General features: G+C 72.5%; 13 protein-coding genes, 4 tRNA genes, 1 other RNA gene and 1 pseudogene. 9 read left to right on the top strand and 10 right to left on the bottom strand.

Translation table 11 applies throughout. The features are described from left to right. Positions 1-62: 62 nt before the first annotated feature. The 3 genes from purL to purS are packed head-to-tail and all read right to left on the bottom strand — an operon-like array spanning position 63 to position 3,267. Positions 63-2,321 (bottom strand): phosphoribosylformylglycinamidine synthase subunit PurL, encoded by a 2,259-nt coding sequence (gene purL, locus BIV25_RS25615; protein WP_071374777.1) that lies wholly within the window; start codon positions 2,319-2,321, stop codon positions 63-65. Continuing rightward, on the bottom strand, positions 2,318-2,998 hold the full coding sequence (gene purQ / locus BIV25_RS25610) for a phosphoribosylformylglycinamidine synthase subunit PurQ (protein ID WP_071374776.1): 681 nt from the start codon (positions 2,996-2,998) through the stop codon (positions 2,318-2,320). The genes purL and purQ overlap by 4 nt, the downstream gene beginning before the upstream one ends. After that, positions 2,995-3,267: a phosphoribosylformylglycinamidine synthase subunit PurS gene (gene purS, locus BIV25_RS25605; RefSeq protein WP_067056252.1), complete on the bottom strand. Its 273-nt coding sequence runs from the start codon at positions 3,265-3,267 to the stop codon at positions 2,995-2,997. Before purS ends, purQ begins: the two co-directional genes overlap by 4 nt. 310 nt (positions 3,268-3,577) lie before the next feature. Between purS and BIV25_RS25600 the strand changes: the two genes are divergently transcribed. The 8 genes from BIV25_RS25600 to BIV25_RS25565 all read left to right on the top strand — a co-directional run bounded on the left by BIV25_RS25600 (position 3,578) and on the right by BIV25_RS25565 (position 8,192). Then, positions 3,578-3,895: an Lsr2 family protein gene (locus BIV25_RS25600; RefSeq protein ID WP_067056255.1), complete on the top strand. Its 318-nt coding sequence runs from the start codon at positions 3,578-3,580 to the stop codon at positions 3,893-3,895. A gap of 179 nt (positions 3,896-4,074) precedes the next feature. Then, positions 4,075-4,146, top strand: a tRNA-Gly gene (locus tag BIV25_RS25595). Positions 4,147-4,225: 79 nt separating this feature from the next. Further along, a tRNA-Gly gene (locus BIV25_RS25590) sits at positions 4,226-4,298 on the top strand. Positions 4,299-4,429: 131 nt separating this feature from the next. Then, positions 4,430-5,398, top strand: a complete 969-nt coding sequence (locus tag BIV25_RS25585; protein WP_071374775.1) for an ABC transporter ATP-binding protein — start codon at positions 4,430-4,432, stop codon at positions 5,396-5,398. Then, positions 5,395-6,204, top strand: coding sequence for an ABC transporter permease (locus BIV25_RS25580; protein WP_071374774.1), 810 nt, complete (start codon positions 5,395-5,397; stop codon positions 6,202-6,204). The genes BIV25_RS25585 and BIV25_RS25580 overlap by 4 nt, the downstream gene beginning before the upstream one ends. A 24-nt stretch (positions 6,205-6,228) precedes the next feature. Then, the gene (locus tag BIV25_RS25575) at positions 6,229-7,482 is read left to right on the top strand and encodes a sensor histidine kinase (RefSeq protein WP_071374773.1); all 1,254 of its coding nucleotides are present in this window, start codon (positions 6,229-6,231) and stop codon (positions 7,480-7,482) included. Further along, complete coding sequence (locus BIV25_RS25570; protein WP_071374772.1) at positions 7,479-8,093, top strand: response regulator transcription factor; 615 nt, start codon at positions 7,479-7,481, stop codon at positions 8,091-8,093. Before BIV25_RS25575 ends, BIV25_RS25570 begins: the two co-directional genes overlap by 4 nt. Positions 8,094-8,116: 23 nt before the next feature. Beyond that, a tRNA-Gly gene (locus tag BIV25_RS25565) sits at positions 8,117-8,192 on the top strand. 36 nt (positions 8,193-8,228) lie between these two features. On the opposite strand, the gene BIV25_RS25560 is transcribed toward BIV25_RS25565, so the two are convergent. The 6 genes from BIV25_RS25560 to ffs form a co-directional block, all read right to left on the bottom strand. Then, entirely contained in the window at positions 8,229-9,128 is a 900-nt protein-coding gene (locus BIV25_RS25560) for a phosphoribosylaminoimidazolesuccinocarboxamide synthase (protein WP_071374771.1), read from the bottom strand. Positions 9,129-9,198: 70 nt separating this feature from the next. Then, complete coding sequence (locus BIV25_RS25555; RefSeq protein ID WP_071374770.1) at positions 9,199-10,695, bottom strand: N,N-dimethylformamidase beta subunit family domain-containing protein; 1,497 nt, start codon at positions 10,693-10,695, stop codon at positions 9,199-9,201. A 238-nt stretch (positions 10,696-10,933) separates the two neighbouring features. After that, positions 10,934-12,697, bottom strand: a complete 1,764-nt coding sequence (locus tag BIV25_RS25550) for a hypothetical protein (protein ID WP_071374769.1) — start codon at positions 12,695-12,697, stop codon at positions 10,934-10,936. 287 nt (positions 12,698-12,984) lie between these two features. Continuing rightward, positions 12,985-14,253: a phosphoribosylamine--glycine ligase gene (purD, locus tag BIV25_RS25545; protein WP_071374768.1), complete on the bottom strand. Its 1,269-nt coding sequence runs from the start codon at positions 14,251-14,253 to the stop codon at positions 12,985-12,987. 113 nt (positions 14,254-14,366) lie between these two features. Next, entirely contained in the window at positions 14,367-16,676 is a 2,310-nt protein-coding gene (locus BIV25_RS25540) for a DNA polymerase III subunit gamma and tau (RefSeq protein WP_071374767.1), read from the bottom strand. A gap of 38 nt (positions 16,677-16,714) precedes the next feature. Beyond that, positions 16,715-16,811: signal recognition particle sRNA small type (gene ffs, locus BIV25_RS25535), an RNA gene on the bottom strand. Positions 16,812-16,931: 120 nt separating this feature from the next. Between ffs and BIV25_RS25530 the strand changes: the two genes are divergently transcribed. After that, positions 16,932-17,016: transfer RNA gene (locus BIV25_RS25530), tRNA-Ser, on the top strand. A 386-nt stretch (positions 17,017-17,402) separates the two neighbouring features. Here BIV25_RS25530 and BIV25_RS25525 read toward each other — a convergent pair. Further along, positions 17,403-17,920 (bottom strand): annotated as a pseudogene (locus tag BIV25_RS25525) (transporter); the annotation flags it as partial.

Here is a 17,920-nt window from a genome sequence, read left to right as displayed (position 1 = left end):
GCCCGTCCGGGCCCGGCCACAGGGGAGCCGGACCCGGACGGGCGACGCGAGGCCTGCGAGGCCTAGGCCAGCAGCGCCTGGACGGTCTCCTCGTGGGCCTTCCGCAGCTCCGCCAGCGAGAGCGTGAACTCGCCCTGGATCTCCACCGCTTCGCCGTCCACGACACCGATGCGGGTGACCGGCAGACCCCGGGCGCCGCACATGTCGTTGAAGCGGACCTCCTCCGAGCGCGGTACGGCGACGACGGCGCGGCCGGCCGACTCGGAGAACAGGAAGGTGAAGGCGTCCAGGCCGTCGGGCACGACCAGCCGCGCGCCCTTGCCGCCCAGCAGCGCGGACTCGACCACGGCCTGGACCAGACCGCCGTCGGACAGGTCGTGCGCGGAGTCGATCATGCCGTCGCGGGAGGCGGAGATCAGGATTTCGCCCAGCAGCCGCTCACGCTCCAGGTCGACCTTCGGAGGCAGCCCGCCGAGGTGGTCGTGGACCACCTGGGACCAGGCCGAGCCGCCGAACTCCTCGCGGGTGTCGCCGAGGAGGTAGATCAGCTGGCCCTCCTCCTGGAAGGCGACCGGGGTGCGGCGGGCCACGTCGTCGATCACGCCGAGGACGGCGACGACCGGGGTCGGGTGGATGGCCGCCTCGCCCGTCTGGTTGTAGAGCGAGACGTTGCCGCCGGTCACGGGCGTGCCGAGCTGCAGGCAGCCGTCCGCCAGACCGCGCACGGCCTCCGCGAACTGCCACATCACCGCCGGGTCCTCGGGCGAGCCGAAGTTCAGGCAGTCGGAGACGGCCAGCGGCCTGGCACCGGTGGTGGCGACGTTGCGGTACGCCTCGGCCAGCGCCAGCTGCGCGCCCGTGTACGGGTCGAGCTTGGCGTAGCGGCCGTTGCCGTCCGTGGCGATCGCGACACCGAGGCCGCTCTCCTCGTCGACGCGGATCATGCCCGAGTCCTCGGGCTGGGCCAGCACGGTGTTGCCCTGCACGAAGTGGTCGTACTGCTGGGTGATCCACTTCTTGGAGGCCTGGTTCGGGGACGCGACCAGCTTGAGGACCTGGTCCTTCAGCTCGTCCGACGTGGCGGGCCGGGGCAGCTTGTTCGCGTCGTCGGCCTGGAGGGCGTCCTGCCAGTCCGGGCGGGCGTACGGGCGCTCGTAGACCGGGCCGTCGTGCGCGACCGTGCGCGGGTCGACGTCCACGATCTTGCCGCCGTGCCAGAAGATCTCCAGCCGGTCGCCGTCGGTCACCTCACCGATGACGGTGGCGATGACGTCCCACTTCTCGCAGATCTCCAGGAAGCGGTCGACCTTCTCCGGCTCGACCACCGCGCACATGCGTTCCTGCGACTCGCTCATGAGGATCTCCTCGGGCGAGAGCGTCGAGTCGCGCAGCGGTACGTCGTCCAGGGTGACGGTCATGCCGCCGGAGCCGTTGGAGGCCAGCTCGGACGTGGCGCAGGACAGGCCCGCCGCGCCGAGGTCCTGGATGCCGACGACCAGCTTCTCGCGGAAGGCCTCCAGGGTGCACTCGATGAGGAGCTTCTCCTGGAAGGGGTCGCCGACCTGGACGGCGGGACGCTTCGAAGGCTTGGCGTCGTCGAAGGTCTCCGAGGCCAGGATCGAGGCGCCGCCGATGCCGTCGCCGCCGGTCCGGGCGCCGTACAGGATGACCTTGTTGCCCGCGCCGGAGGCCTTCGCGAGGTGGATGTCCTCGTGCCGCATCACGCCGATGGCACCAGCGTTGACCAGCGGGTTGCCCTGGTAGCAGGCGTCGAAGACGACCTCGCCGCCGATGTTGGGCAGGCCCAGGCAGTTGCCGTAGCCGCCGATGCCGGCGACGACGCCCGGCAGGACGCGCTTGGTGTCGGGGTGGTCGGCCGCGCCGAAGCGCAGCGGGTCCACGACCGCGACCGGGCGGGCGCCCATCGCGATGATGTCGCGGACGATGCCGCCGACGCCCGTGGCCGCGCCCTGGTAGGGCTCCACGTAGGAGGGGTGGTTGTGCGACTCGACCTTGAAGGTGACCGCGTAGCCCTGGCCGACGTCCACCACACCGGCGTTCTCGCCGATGCCGACGAGAAGGGCGTCCGACTGCGGGGCCTTCTCACCGAACTGGCGCAGGTGGACCTTGGAGGACTTGTACGAGCAGTGCTCGGACCACATGACCGAGTACATGGCGAGCTCGGCACCGGTCGGGCGGCGGCCGAGGATCTCCACCACCCGCTCGTACTCGTCCTTCTTCAGGCCGAGTTCGGCCCAGGGCAGCTCGACGTCGGGGGTCGCGGCCGCGTGCTCGACCGTGTCCAGAGGCGTCCGGCTCATGCGTTGACCAGCTTCTTGAGGATCGAGGTGAAGAAGGGGAGGCCGTCGGTGCGGCCGGTGCCGACGAGCGGCTCGACGGCGTGCTCCGGGTGCGGCATCAGGCCCACGACATTGCCGGCCTCGTTGGTGATGCCGGCGATGTCCCGCAGCGAGCCGTTCGGGTTGAAGTCGACGTAACGGAAGACGACCCGGCCCTCCGCCTCCAGCTTGTCGAGCGTGTACTCGTCGGCGACGTACCGGCCGTCCATGTTCTTCAGCGGGATGTGGATCTCCTGGCCCGCGCGGTAGTCGCTGGTCCAGGCGGTCTCCGCGTTCTCCACCCGCAGCTTCTGGTCGCGGCAGATGAAGTGGAGGTGGTCGTTGCCGAGCATCGCGCCCGGAAGGAGGTGGGCCTCGGTGAGGACCTGGAAGCCGTTGCAGATACCGAGGACCGGCAGGCCGGCCTTGGCCTGTTCGATGACGGACTCCATCACCGGCGAGAACCGGGAGATGGCACCGGCCCGCAGATAGTCGCCGTACGAGAAGCCGCCGGGCAGCACCACGGCGTCGACCTGGTGCAGGTCCTTGTCCTTGTGCCACAGGGCGACCGGTTCGGCGCCCGCGAGGCGGATCGCGCGCTGGGTGTCCCGGTCGTCGAGGCTGCCGGGGAAAGTGACGACGCCAATACGAGCGGTCACTTCGCCGCCTCCGCGACTTCCGCGGCCTCTTCCACCTTGACGGTGAAGTCCTCGATCACGGTGTTGGCGAGGAAGGATTCCGCAAGATCGTGGATGCGGGCGAGCGCGGCCTCGTCGACCGGCCCGTCAACTTCCAGTTCGAAACGCTTTCCCTGACGTACGTCCGAGATCCCTTCGAAACCCAGGCGCGGCAGCGCACGCTGGACCGCCTGGCCCTGGGGGTCGAGGATCTCCGGCTTGAGCATGACGTCGACGACGACGCGTGCCACTGGCACTCCCGGTGTGTGGTGCTGAGCAGGTTCCTTCAGACTACCCGCACAAAATTTCTACGCGAGTAGAGTTGGAGGAAAGTACGTGAGGCGCATCACGATCGGGTGTCGAAGCCGTGCGGTCGCGAAAAGTTCTGGGAAAGTTCCACAGTCCGCCCGGTTCGCCTATTGCACTGGGACACGCAGACGGATTTAGTCGGGCTTCACTTTGCATTGCCGGGCACTGTACAAATGAATTGGCAATAGCCGATACTCGGCATGTCATCGGCGTTGAGCCGTTATGACGTGCCGCACGAAGGGACCGATATTCGTGGCGCAAAAGGTCGTGGTCACGCTCTTTGACGACATCGACGGCTCGGAAGCGGCGGAAACGATCGCCTTCGGACTCGACGGCAAGTCGTACGAGATCGACCTCAACGCATCCAACGCCAAGAAACTGCGCAAGGCGCTCGCGCCCTACGTCGAGGCCGGCCGCAAGCGGTCACGGTCCGGCAAGGCGTACAAGCAGACGGAGGTCGCCCCCGACCCGGCGGCCGTCCGCGCCTGGGCCCAGGCCAACAAGATGGACGTACCGGCCCGCGGACGCATCCCCAAGAAGGTGTACGAGGCCTTCAGCGCCGCCCAGTGAGCCCGCGAAGGGGCAGCCCCTCAGGGTCCGTCAGCGGGCCCTGAGGGGCTGTGCACTTGGGTGGCGGCGGGCCGCCGTGGGGGCTCTGGGGAGCCGACTTGCGCAACCCCCCCGTTGATCAGCTAATGTCTGGAGCACGCCGAGGGGCGAGGCCGAAAGACCGAAACCCCGAGGATCTTGCGGGTGTAGTTCAGTAGTAGAACATCCCCCTTCCAGGGGGAAGGCGCAGTGTGCGATTCCTGTCACCCGCTCTGGCACCGGTCACGACCACTCTTGTGGATCAGGTAGGCTGGTGCTCGCACCGATCGGTGGGAGCCGATCGGAGGCAGTGCGGACGTAGCTCAGTTGGTAGAGCGCAACCTTGCCAAGGTTGAGGTCGCGAGTTCGAGCCTCGTCGTCCGCTCGGGAATGAGACCCCGGTCCTTCTGGACCGGGGTCTTTTCGTTGCCCGTCGATCGGTCTTCTGACATTTGTCATGCGGGGTGATGACACCGCGCACTGCCGAACGACCCGGGGCGCCGGGACGCTGGCCCCATGGACTACGACGAACACGAACACGTGATTGAGGTCACCGATCTCAAACGCGTCTACGGGGGCGGGTTCGAGGCAGTACGCGGAATCTCCTTCTCCGTCGCACGCGGGGAGATCTTCGCCCTGCTGGGCACCAACGGCGCGGGCAAGACCTCGACGGTCGAACTGCTGGAGGGGCTGGCCGCACCCGCCGAGGGCCGGATCCGGATCCTCGGGCACGATCCGTACCGCGAACGCGCCGCCGTACGGCCGCGCACCGGGGTGATGCTCCAGGAGGGCGGCTTCCCGGCCGAGCTGACCGTCGCCGAGACCGCCCGCATGTGGGCCGGGTGCACCAGCGGGGCCCGGCCGGAGGCCGAGGTGCTGGCGCTGGTCGGGCTCACCGGCAAGCACGACGTGCGGGTCAAGCAGCTCTCCGGCGGTGAGCGCAGGCGGCTGGACCTCGCGCTGGCGCTGCTCAACGACCCCGAGGTGCTCTTCCTCGACGAGCCGACGACCGGGCTCGACGCGGAAGGGCGCCGGGACACCTGGGAGTTGGTGCGCGCGCTGCGCGACGCGGGCACGACCGTGCTCCTCACCACGCACTACCTGGAGGAGGCCGAGGGCCTCGCCGACCGGCTCGCCATCCTGCACGAGGGCCGGATCGCCGTCTCCGGGACCCCGGCCGAGGTGACCGCCGGCCGGCCCTCCCGGATGTCCTTCGAACTGCCCCCGGGCTACTTCCTCGGCGACCTGCCGCCGCTGGCCGAACTCGGCGTCAGCGGCCATGAGGTGGAGGGCAGGGTCGTACGGCTGCGGACGAACGGACTCCAGCTGACGGCGACCCGGGTGCTGACCTGGGCCGAGCGGGCCGGGGTCGAACTGCGCGCCCTGGACGTGCGCTCCGCCTCGCTGGAGGAGGCGTTCCTCGGGATCGCGCGCGAGCAGACACGAGAACAGGCGCCGGCACCGGCACAGGGGGTGGCGGCATGAGCACGTTCGAAGCCGCGGGCACACGGGCACGCGGGGCGTCCCCGACGACGGCCGTACGGCGGCTGCGGGCGCTGGGGCGGGCGGAGCTGACGCTGCTCGGCCGCAACCGGGGTGTCGTGTTCACGGCGCTGTGTGTACCGCTGCTGCTGCCGTTCAGCGTGCGGCCGGCGCTCGACCACGTCGACATGAAGAAGCACGGCCTGACCCTCGGCACGACCATGCTGACGGCCGCGATCGGCTTCTCCTTCCTCTTCGCCGTCTACACCTCGCTGGTCAACGCCTACGTCGCCCGCCGCGAGGAACTCGTCCTCAAGCGGCTGCGCACCGGCGAACTCTCCGACGCCGAGATCCTCACCGGCACCGCGCTGCCCGCCGTCGGCATCGGGCTCGCCCAGGCGGTCGTGGTGTCGGTCGCGTGCGCCGCGCTGCTGCACACCGGCGCGCCCAAGGCGCCGTACCTGCTGCTGCCGGGGCTGGTGGCCGGGTTCGTGACGAGTGCCGCGCTCGCCGCGCTCACCACGGCCTTCACCCGGACCGTGGAGAGCGGGCAGGTCACCGCGCTGCCGCTGATGTTCGTGACGATGCTCGGCTCCGGGGTCACGTTCCCGACCGAGGTCATGCCCCACCGGCTCGCCGTCGTCTGCGAGTTCCTCCCGCTTTCTCCCGCGATCCGGCTGGTCCGCGGCGGCTGGACCGGCCAGTTGAGCGGGTACGAGGCGCTCGGCGCCCTGGGGACCGCGTTGGCCTGGACGATCGTGGCGGTGTTTGCTGGACGCCGGTGGTTCCGCTGGGAACCGCGGCGGTGAGAGAGCTGACGTACGGGGGAGCAGATGACGGGCCGGATACGACGCTGGCAGCAGCGGCACTGGGGGGAGCGGAGCAAGGTCGAGCGGGTCGAGCTGTACAGCGTCATCACCTGGCACTGCTCGATCTGGTTCATCGCCGGCTGCTGGGTGCTCCTGCCGCTGCCCGCCGGGCTCGCCCACCGGCCCGTCGCGGTCGTCCTCGGCTCCGTCCTCGCCCTCGTGTCGGTCGCGCAGTGCGCGACGGCGAACGCGCTCATGAGGACCGCGCTCGACGCCTGTCTGGGCCGCACCGAACTGCCGCCCGGCACCCACCGCTTCCCGGCCGTCCTGCTGGGACTGGGGTTCGCGGTCCTCGTAGCGCTCGTCGCGCTGGACGCGGCCAAGCCGGTGCCGGTCCGGATGGCGATCGGCGGCCTGCTGATGCCGTTCGGGCTGCTCTACGCACTCACCGTGCCGGTCCGCACCTTTCTCCTCAGGGCGGCACTGCTCACCGTCCTGCTCACCGCCGCCTTCGGCTGGGCCGACCACAGCGCCGTCGGCCTGGTGGCGACCGCCGTGACGACCGTCTTCCAGTCGCTCTTCACCCTGCTCGCGGGCCGCTGCGGCGCCTGGACCCTCTCCGTGATGTGGGAGGCGGACCGCGCCCGGGAGACCGAGGCCCGGCTCGCCGTCGCCGAGGAGCGGTTGCGGTTCGGGCGGGATCTGCACGACGTCCTCGGGCGGAATCTGTCCGTGATCTCGCTGAAGAGCGAGCTGGCCGTGCAACTGGCCCGGCGCGGACGGCCGGAGGCGGTGGAGCAGATGATCGAGGTGCAGCGCATCGCGCAGGAGTCGCAGCGCGAGGTGCGGGCCGTCGTCCGCGGCTACCGCGAGGCCGACCTCGGTGCGGAACTGGTGGGCGCGCAGGGCGTGTTGACGGCCGCCGGCATCGACTGCGAGGTCGGCGACCGGACCACGGGGCTGCCCGCCGAGGTCCAGTCGGTGCTCGGCTGGGTGGTGCGCGAGGCGACCACCAACGTGCTGCGGCACGGCGACGCGGGCCACTGCGCCCTGCGGCTGGAGATGCGGGAGGGGCGTGTGGTGCTGACGGTGGAGAACGACGGAGCGGCCGGAACCCCCCACGGGGGTGGGGGTTCCGGCCTCGCCGGGCTGCGCGAGCGGCTGGCCGCCGTCGGCGGGACGCTCCGGGCCGGGCGGGTCGGCGACGACCGGTTCCGGCTGTCGGCCGAGGTGCCGCTGACACAGGAGGCGAGAGAAGTGAGCGGAGTCATGTTGTGAGCAGTCCGGTACGGCTGTTGCTCGCCGACGACGAGCATCTGATCCGGGGCGCCCTGGCCGCGCTGCTGTCGCTGGAGGACGATCTCCTCGTCGTCGCGGAGGCCGCGACCGGACCCGAGGCCCTCGCCATGGCCCGGGCCCACGCGCCCGACGTGGCCGTACTGGATCTCCAGATGCCGGGCGCCGACGGTGTGAGGGTCGCCACATCCCTGCGCGCCGAACTGCCGGACTGCCAGGTGCTGATCGTCACCGGCCACGGCCGGCCCGGCCATCTGAAACGGGCGCTCGCGGCCGGTGTGCGGGGGTTCGTCCCCAAGACCGTCAGCGCCCAGCGGCTCGCCGAGATCATCCGCACCGTGCACGCCGGAAACCGCTACGTGGACCCGGAGTTGGCCGCCGACGCGATCACCGCCGGGGACTCCCCGCTGACCGCGCGGGAGGCCGAGGTGCTGGAGCTGGCGGCCGACGGGGCGCCGGTCACGGAGATCGCCGAGCGGGCCGCGCTGTCCCCCGGGACCGTGCGGAACTATCTCTCCTCCGCCGCCACCAAGCTCGGCGCCGAGAACCGCCATACCGCAGTGCGCCTCGCACGCGAGCGAGGTTGGGTATAGTTGCTCTCGCGCCACGGCGCACTGCGGACGTAGCTCAGTTGGTAGAGCGCAACCTTGCCAAGGTTGAGGTCGCGAGTTCGAGCCTCGTCGTCCGCTCCATCGAAAAGGCCCCCGGTTCTCCGGGGGCCTTTCGCGTTACGACCAGGTGTGACCCGTCAGGCGCTCGTAGGCCTCCACGTACTTCTGCCGGGTCCGCTCGACGACCTCGGCCGGCAGCGGGGGCGGAGGCTGCTCGCTCGTGCGGTCCCAGCCCGACTCCGCCGAGGTCAGCCAGTCGCGCACGAACTGCTTGTCGTACGACGGCTGGGCGCGGCCCGGCTGCCAGGTGTCGGCCGGCCAGAAGCGGGAGGAGTCCGGGGTGAGGACCTCGTCGGCCAGGACCAGGGTGTCGCCGTCGAAGCCGAACTCGAACTTGGTGTCGGCCAGGATGATCCCGCGGTCGCGGGCGACGTCCCGGGCGCGGGAGTACACGGCGAGGGTGGCCTGGCGCAGCTGCGCGGCGGTCTCGGCGCCGACCTGGCGGGCGACCTCCTCGTAGGACACGTTCTCGTCGTGCTCGCCGACCTCGGCCTTGGCGGCCGGGGTGAAGATCGGGGCGGGCAGCTCGGAGCCGTCGACGAGGCCTTCGGGCAGGGCGAGGCCGCAGACCGTCCGGGACTCGTTGTACTCCAGCAGACCCGAGCCGGTGAGGTAGCCGCGGGCCACGCACTCGACCGGGACCATCTTCAGCCGCTTGCAGACCAGCGTGCGGCCCGCCCAGTCGGCCGGGGCGCCCGCGGGCAGCTCGGTGCTGAGGACGTGGTGCGGGGCGAGGTCCCGGAGCTGGTCGAACCACCACAGGGAGAGCTGGGTGAGGACGCGGCCCTTGTCGGGGATCTCCGTGGGCAGCACCCAGTCGTAGGCGGACATACGGTCACTGGCGACCATCACGAGGTCGCCCGCCTCGTTCTGGTACAGCTCGCGCACCTTGCCGGTGTGCAGGTGCACCAGGCCCGGAACCTGGATCGGCTCGGGCTTTTCTACGAATCCGGACACGGTTCCTCCCCGTGGTTCTGTCCAAGTGCCTCGATTCTCCCGTATGGGGTGGTCCACTGCGTTCGGGGGGTCAGTCGCGTTTGCAGATGCGGTCCAGGAGGTTCGCCGTGGCGCGCTGGATGCGAGGGTCCACATGGCCGGGGCGGTCCAGGGCCGGGGACCAGGCGAAGGTGCCGGAGGCGAAGACCCAGGCGCCGGAGGGAGCGCGGTAGAGGGAGGTCTCCTGGTGGCGCAGGGCGCCGTCGTTGTCCGTGTACGGGGAGTGGGCGAGCAGGATGCGCTCGTCGCACTCGGGCAGCGGGGTGCGCGGGAAGTACCGGTCGGCCTCGCCCGCGACCAGGCCGTCGATCTCGTCGCCCTCGTGCGCGCCGGTCGCCTCCCACAGCCAGTGCCCGGCGTTGCGGACGACCAGCGGGGCCGGCTCGGGCACCCGGCCCGCGTACTGGATGCCGACGAGCTGCTGCTCGGGCCGGTCGATCTCCCGCCACAGCAGCGGTTTTCCGGGGCCCTTGCGCTTGCGGCAGGTCAGCAGCCGGTCCGCGTCGCCGGACGGGGACGAGCCCAACTCGACCTGCCAGTACATGGTGTTGGCGGACAGGAAGACCAGCGAGGTGCCCCGGTCCCGGGCGTCCTCGACGGCCCGGCGCATCGGCGCCGACCAGTACTCGTCGTGGCCGGGAAAGACGAGGCCCCGGTAGCGGGTGGGGTCGACGCGGCCGGCGTGCAGATCGCGGGCGTCGGCGTAGGCGATGTCGTAGCCGTAGCGCTCGGCCCAGCGGATGAAGTCGTAGGCGTGGCCGACGTGGAGCGGAAGGCCGGCACCCGCGAAGGGGCGGTCGAAGGAGACCGTGGTCGCCGCGTCGGCCTCGCCGAGGAGGCGGCCCTTCTCGTCCCAGGCGTGGTAGAGGCTCGCGCCGGTGTGGCCGTCCTCCGGGTAGAGGTTGTACGCCTGCCAGGTGATGTCGGGGAGCAGCAGGAGCAGGTCGGCAGGGTGGTCGTCGCGAACCGTGAACGGCACGTGGGAGCGGTAGCCGTCGACGGTGGTGAGGACGGCCACATAGGCGCCGATGTGCCAGTGGACGGGCACCTGGAGGCGCCAGGAGAGCCACCAGTGGTGGCAGGAGACCGTGCGGTCGGCGGTCAGCGGGGCGGGCTGGACGATGCCGGACAGCCGCGGACTGGTGGTGATCTTGGCTGCGCCGTCACCGCCGTAGTGGCCGATCCGGTAGATGTCGACGCTGAACTCCTGGGGCGGGTCGACCGTGATGCGGAAGTCGATCGCCTCGCCGGGCGCGACCGCGCCGGTGGAGGTGAAGCCCTTGATCTGGCGGTGCACGTCGTCGGCCGAGCGGGGGCCGCCGGGGGAGGTGCGCGGCGCGGGGACGCGTGCGGCCCGCGTGGTGTGCTGCTGGGTGGTGGCGTCGACGTACCAGGGCACGACGTGACCGGTGTCGTCGAAGTACGTCTCGCTGCCGCGCAGCCAGGGCACCGGGCCCTGGCCGAACGGGTCCGTGACGGCGTGCGCGAGCGCTCCGGACTCCCAGCGACGAATGTGGTCCGAGGCCATGATCGCTCCCCTCCCTCAGGTCCCCCGTGTCGGCCCTGTCTCGGTGGTGCTCGCTGTGCTCGGTCGTGCTCGGTGGAGCTCGCGGTGCTCGGCCGTGCTGTCGTATGTCGCACGCCTTTGCCAGGTGCGTGGTCGCTCCCAGCACATCACATAACGCACGCGCTCGGTCACCGGTCGTCGCGAATTGACCTGAAGTGGAAGTCAGGGCTCCCATTGGACGCCCGTGGAACGAGATCCGTCAGACGAGCCGTACAGGCTTTTCCGGACGTATTCCGGTCGCGGCCAGCCAGTCGCGCAGCGGGCCCGGGTCCCCCTCCTCGATGAGGCTGAGCACCTTGGGCGTCAGGTCGGAAGCCCGCTCGCCGTCCAGCAGCAGGGAGGGGCCGTCCAGCCAGTCCAGGGCCGGGGCCGCGCCGGCGTTGTCGACGGCCGCGCAGCACACCATCGCCGTGACGTGGTCGGCGAGGAGGTCGCGGCCGCTGCGCGGGGGCTGGAGCGGGAAGAGCGGGAGCGCGCCGTCGTCCCACAGCGCGCTCTCCGGGCTGCCGCCCGCGGGGCTCGCCCCGCTCGGCGTGACGGCCTCCTCCCTGGCCAGCTCGGCGCTCAGCCGGGCGGCGAGGGCGGCGCTGCGCTCCGTACCGGCCTCGGCGTCCTCGGCGTCGTCAGCCTCCGGGGGCTCGCCGGCCGCGCAGGGGGCGGCCCGGTGCGGCAGCGCGTCGGCGGGCTCGGTGAGGTGGTCCAGCACCCGGGCCAGGGTCGGGCCGCCGGGACCCGTGGGGCCGGCCGAGGGGCGCACGCCGAGCGAGTCCAGGACGCGGTGCAGCCGGGCCGCCTCGGCGCGCCAGGTGCGGTCCACGACCTCCTCCGGATACGCGTGCCAGTCCACCGGTGCCCAGTCGGGGCCGGGCTCGGCGGGGCCGCCGTGGAAGAGGCGGGCGGCGAGCAGCGAGGTGGCCTCGTCCACCGTGCCCGGCTCCTCCAGCAGGTCGCAGGCGGGGCGCTCGCCGAGCCGGGAGGCGAAGCCCTCGGCCAGCCGGTCGCGCCGGGACAGCTCGGTGAGCGCCGCGACCACGCCCGCGTCCAGCCTGGCGGGCCAGCGGCCCATGCGCCAGGCGGGCAGCGCGACCCGGGTCAGCAGCCGGTCCCAGCCCGCGTAGGCGAGGCCGACCTGCTCCTGGGCGACGATCCTGAGGCCGTAGTCGACCGCCTGGGCGCGCTCGGCCGCGGCTGCCGCGACCCCGCGCTCCATCTGCGTCGCGTGCTCCCGGCAGCCGCTCAGCAGCAGCCGGGCCACCCAGCCGAGCGCCGCGCACGCCGGCCGGGCCAGCGGGCCGCGGCCGGGCGCCGAGGCGACCGCGAGCGCCGCGTCCAGCCCGCGTACGAAGCGGCGGGCGGCCGCTATGTCGGGGTGCGCCGAAGGACCCGTACCGGCGACGACCGGGGCGAGGACCGCGCGCAGCTCGCCGACGCGCATCCACCACAGGAACGGGGAGCCGATCACGAGGACCGGTGCGACCGGCGTACGGCGCTGGGGCGGGGAGCCGGGGGGTCCCGTTATCTCGTCGGGCGCGGAGCGGGCCGGTGGGCCGTGCGCCGTGTGCGTACGGTCCTCCAGCCAGCTGTCGCAGTCCGGGGTGAGCGCGACGGCCGAGGGCGCCGGCACGTCAAGCCGGTCGGCGAGGTCGCGCACCAGCCGGTACAGATCCGGGGCGGACTCCTCCGGGATCGCCACCGTGGGCGTCATGGCGGGGCGGGCGCGGGCCACGACCAGGGCGATGCCGGCGGCGGCCACCAGCACCAGCAGGGCGAGTGCGCTCACCGCCATCCGGGCCGCGTCCCAGCCCGGGCCGACCAGATGGCCCGTGGAGCCGCCGGTCAGCAGGATCACCGCGGCGCCTGCCGGCACCAGGGCCGCGGCCAGCGCCCGGCCCCGGACCCGGAGAACGGCCAGGGCCCGGGAACGCGCGGCCTGCGCGCCCACTTCCACACCGATTCCGCTCACGTGCCGACCTCACCCCCTCGCTGCCGTTGCCGTGCTTGCCTGGTGGTGCTCACTCCCCCACTGTGGCACCCACCACTGACATCGCAATGCCGGTGGGCCAAGTGCCGGAACGCTTGCGCGGCACCCTAGTTGGGGCCCCGGCCCCCGTCAGCCGTATAGACGATTGCTCACTCGATGGAATGGCTTTGGTCAGAGGTGGGTGACAGACAGCAAAGATCAGGCCCCGGATCGTGGATCCGGGGCCCGGGTGCGGTCCTGCGGGAGAACAGGGCGGACGGCCGACCAGGTCAGGCGCGGGCCGCCGCAGCCTCCCGCGCCGCCTTCGCGGCGATGTCGGTGCGGTGCTGGGAGCCGTCCAGCCCGATCCGGTCCACCGCCCGGTACGCCCGCTCGCGCGCCTCGGACAGGTCGCCGCCGACGGCCGTGACGGACAGCACGCGCCCGCCCGCGCTCACGACGGCGTCGCCGTCCCGCCTGGTCCCGGCGTGGAGCACGTACGCGTGCGGGGCGTCCTCGGCGGCCACCTCGGCGAGGCCGGTGATCGGGTCGCCGGTGCGGGGCGTGCCCGGGTAGTTGTGCGAGGCGACGACGACGGTCACGGCGGCGTCCTCGCTCCAGCGCAGCGGCGCCAGATCGGCGAGCGTGCCGTTCGCGGCGGCGAGCAGGACACCGGCCAGCGGCGTCTTCAGCCGGGCCAGCACGACCTGGGTCTCCGGGTCGCCGAAACGGGCGTTGAACTCGATGACCCGCACGCCCCGGCTCGTGATCGCGAGTCCGGCGTAGAGCAGACCGGAGAACGGCGTGCCGCGGCGGCGCAGTTCGTCCACGGTCGGCTGCAGGACCGTCTCCAACACCTCCTCGACCAGCTTCGGATCAGCCCACGGAAGTGGCGAATACGCGCCCATGCCACCGGTGTTGGGGCCCTCGTCGCCGTCGAGCGCGCGCTTGAAGTCCTGGGCGGGCTGGAGCGGTACGACGGTCTCGCCGTCGGTGATCGCGAAGAGGGAGACCTCGGGGCCGTCGAGGAACTCCTCGATGACGACCCTCTCGCAGCCTGCGGCGTGCGCCGTCGCCTGCTCGACGTCCTCGGTGACGACGACGCCCTTGCCGGCGGCCAGGCCGTCGTCCTTGACGACGTAGGGGGCGCCGAAGGCGTCGAGGGCCTCGGTGACCTCCTCGGCGGTCGTGCAGACGTAGGAGCGGGCGGTCGGCACCCCGGCCGCCGCCATGACGTCCTTGGCGAAGGCCTTGGAGCCCTCCAGCTGAGCGGCCTCCTTCGAAGGGCCGAAGACGGGGATGCCCGCCTCCCGGACGGCGTCGGCGACCCCGGCGACCAGCGGGGCCTCCGGGCCGACGACGACCAGCTCGGCGCCGAGGCCCACGGCCAGTTCGGCCACCGCCGCACCGTCGAGCGCGTCGACCGGGTGCAGCTGGGCGACCTCGGCGATGCCGGCGTTGCCGGGGGCGCAGTGCAGCGCGGTGACGTCGGGGTCGAGGGACAGGGAGTGGCACAGGGCGTGTTCGCGGGCGCCGCTGCCGATGACGAGGACCTTCACGGGGGTCAGCCTAATGGCAAGGTTGCCGAAGGCCGGGGGCCGGGTTTGCTGGAGTTTCCTCCAAAGAGGCCCGGAAGGGGTGAGCGAGGTACGCACGTGAGCCGGCCGGCCGCCTACTCGTTCGAGAACTCCTCCACCACCGTCGCCCCCAGCTCCCGCACGATCAGGTCGTGGCCGGAGAGGGCCGACTCGTCCAGGTCGGGGTCGTCGTCCTCCGGGATGTCGTCCTCGGGTGCGACGGGGGGCGGCTCGGGGGCGGGCGTGGGCCGCGAGGCGGGGGCGGGCGCCACCGGAGCGGCCACGGGGCCCGACTGCGGGGACGCGGGGGCCTGCGAGGCGGGCTGGGACGCCGCGGGGCGGGATGCGGCCGGGGCGCCGTAGCCACCTCCGGCGGGGGCACTGCCGTAGCCACCGCCTCCTCCGCCGCCGAAGTCGGCCGGGGCCGGGGACGCGGAGCCGCCGGAGGGGTCGACGACCGCGTCGATCTTCCACTGCACGTTGAACTGCTCGGCCAGCGCCTGCCGCAGCACGTCCTCGCTGCCGCTGCCGGAGAAGTTGTCCCGCGCGCCCGCGTTGACGAAGCCGAGCTGGAGCGTCGTGCCGTCGAAGCCGACCACCTGGGCGTTCTGGCTGAGCAGGATCCAGGTGAAGCGGCGGCGGTTCTTGACGGCCTCCAGGATGTTCGGCCACAGGACGCGGGGGTCCAGGCCGCCGGCGGGGGCCGGTGCCGCGGCGGGTGCGGGGGGTGCCGGTGCTGCCGTGGCCGTCGGCGTGGGGGCCGGCGCCGGGGCTGCCTGGTGCTGCGGCTGCGCGGGCGCGCGGCCGGGGGCCTGGGCCTGCTGCCCCTGGCCGCCGGCCTGGGCGGCCGTGGGCCAGCCACCGGGGCGCCGGCCGCCACCGGCCGGGGCGGCCGTGGGCCAGGCGCCGGCGGCAGGTGCGGAGGAGGCCGGGGGCTGCGCCGGAGCCTGGGCGACGGCGGGCTCGGGGGTCGGTGCGGGGGCGGAGGCGGGGGCGGGCGCCGCCGGAGCGGCCGCGGGGCCGGACTGCGGGGACGCCGGGGCCTGCGAGGCGGGCTGGGACGCCGCGGGGCGGGATGCGGCCGGGGCGGGGGCGGCCGGTGCTGCCGGGGCCCCCGGCGCGCGGACGGCGGCACGGGCCGCGGCGGGACCGCCGCCCGGCGCGACCGGCGCACCGCCGCCCTGGCCGTGGGCCTCGGGGCCGGGGACGTACCCCATGGCGGGCGCGCCGGCACCGCCCGAGAAGTTGACGCCGCGTTCGAGGCGGTCGAGGCGGGCCATCACCGAGCGCTCGTCGCCGTAGGCGGCGGGGAGCAGCACGCGCGCGCAGATCAGCTCCAGCTGGAGGCGGGGCGAGGTGGCTCCGCGCATCTCGGTCAGGCCTTCGTTGACCAGGTCGGCGGCGCGGCTCAGCTCGGCGGCGCCGAACGTGGAGGCCTGGGCCTGCATCCGCTCCAGGACGTCGGCCGGGGCGTCGAAGAGCCCCTTGTCCACCGCGTCCGGAACGGCGGCGAGGATCACGAGGTCCCGCAGCCGCTCCAGCAGGTCCGCGACGAAGCGGCGCGGGTCGTTGCCGCCCTCGATGACGCGGTCGACGACCTCGAAGGCCGCGGCCCCGTCCCCCGTGGCGAAGGCCTCGACGACGGAGTCGAGCAGCGAGCCGTCGGTGTAGCCGAGGAGGGAGGTGGCCATGGCATATGTCACACCCTGCTCTCCCGCACCGGCGAGGAGCTGGTCCATGACGGACATGGAGTCACGCACGGACCCGGCGCCGGCGCGCACGACCAGCGGCAGCACGCCCTCCTCGACCGGGATGTCCTCCCGCCCGCACACCTCGCCGAGGTAGTCCCGCAGCGTGCCGGGCGGCACGAGCCGGAAGGGGTAGTGGTGCGTACGCGACCGGATCGTCCCGATGACCTTCTCGGGCTCGGTCGTGGCGAAGATGAACTTGAGGTGCTCCGGCGGCTCCTCGACGACCTTCAGCAGCGCGTTGAAGCCCGCCGACGTGACCATGTGGGCCTCGTCGATGATGTAGATCTTGTACCGGCTGCTCGCGGGCCCGAAGAAGGCCTTTTCACGCAGCTCACGGGCGTCGTCCACACCGCCGTGGGACGCGGCGTCGATCTCGATGACGTCGATGGACCCCGGGCCGTTGCGCGCGAGGTCCCGGCACGACTGGCACTCACCGCACGGGGTGGGGGTGGGCCCCTGCTCGCAGTTCAGGCAGCGGGCGAGGATGCGCGCGCTGGTCGTCTTGCCACAACCGCGCGGCCCGCTGAACAGGTACGCGTGATTGACCCGGTTGTTCCGCAGCGCCTGCTGCAACGGGTCGGTGACATGCTCCTGCCCGATGACCTCGGCAAAGGTCTCCGGGCGATAGCGGCGGTACAGCGCGAGGGACGACACGCATACGAGGTTATAGGCGCCCACTGACAACCCGGGAAAACAAGGGCCCCCCACGCACCCGCCAGAGCCGACCTACCCTTGCTGCCTTCCGGCCCTGGGGGAGTTCAGTCAGATAGCGCCACGTGAGGGGCTGCGCCCCACAGTACCCGATCGCGGACCGCGTTCAGTACCCGATCACCGGCCGGGGTCACTCCCGATCCGGGCCTGCGAGAACGGGTTCGCGAGCACTCCCCTCGGTCATGTAATGTTTCCGGCGGAGGATTCGCCTAGAGGCCTAGGGCGCACGCTTGGAAAGCGTGTTGGGGGCAACCCCTCACGAGTTCGAATCTCGTATCCTCCGCCTCAGCCCGACAGGGCAGTTGAAGGCCCCGACCGGTTCGCCGGTCGGGGCCTTTCGCGTTTCCGGATCCGATGTCCCCGGGACGGGGGCCGGTGGCCTCGGTTCGACCGGGATGTGATGGTCGCCGCACTCACCGAGTGTGCCCGGCGGTCCTGCGGGATCGTTCCGGCACGGAAGATCGACGGCATGTTCCGGTGCCGCCCGGAGACGAGGGGCTGAATATCCCGGGCGCGGGACGTCGGGACATGACGGGCTGCTGAGGGGGTTCCCGGGCGGGCTCGGTCGGCTCGGGGACGGGGGTGCGGCCGCCCGCCCTGACGGGCTCCGGCAGGACCGGCAGGGACCGGCAGCTCCGGGCGGACGAGCCCTGTCGGGAGGGCTCCTGGCTACCGCGTCACCCGCACCGGTGCCGACACCGTCACCTGGTCCACGTCCGAGACGCGCACCGTCGCCCTCATCGTCCAGGTGCCCGGGAGGGGGAGGGTGAAGGAGTCGGCTGCCCAGTAGCCGCCGCGGTCGGTGACCTTGGTGTCCAGGGGGCCGATGCGTCGGTCGGGGAGGGTGAGGGTGATGCGGAGTTCGGGGACGGTGGACAGGCCGCCGTCGGGGCCGTAGACGACCGCCTGGACGGAGCAGGTGCCGACCCGGCCGGGGTCCAGGGTGATCTGGACCTTGCCGTGGCCGCCCGGGGTGCCGACGTCGAAGGGGATCGTCGTCACCGATGCCGTCGGGATGCCCGCGTCCGCTGTGGTGGACTGCGCCGCCTCCGTCGCCGTGCGGCCGGGGACGGTACTGGTCAGGAGCGTCGTCAGGGCCAGGACCACCGCGGCCACGGCAGCCTCCGCCAGTACCGAGCGGCGCAGGTGGTGGAGGGGGAGGGGCGGGGGCGGAGTGGGTGTGGGGG

The sequence above is a fragment of the Streptomyces sp. MUSC 14 genome (assembly GCF_001866675.1).
Taxonomy (GTDB): Bacteria; Actinomycetota; Actinomycetes; order Streptomycetales; family Streptomycetaceae; genus Streptomyces.
This window is presented reverse-complemented; position numbering and strand designations above follow the sequence as displayed.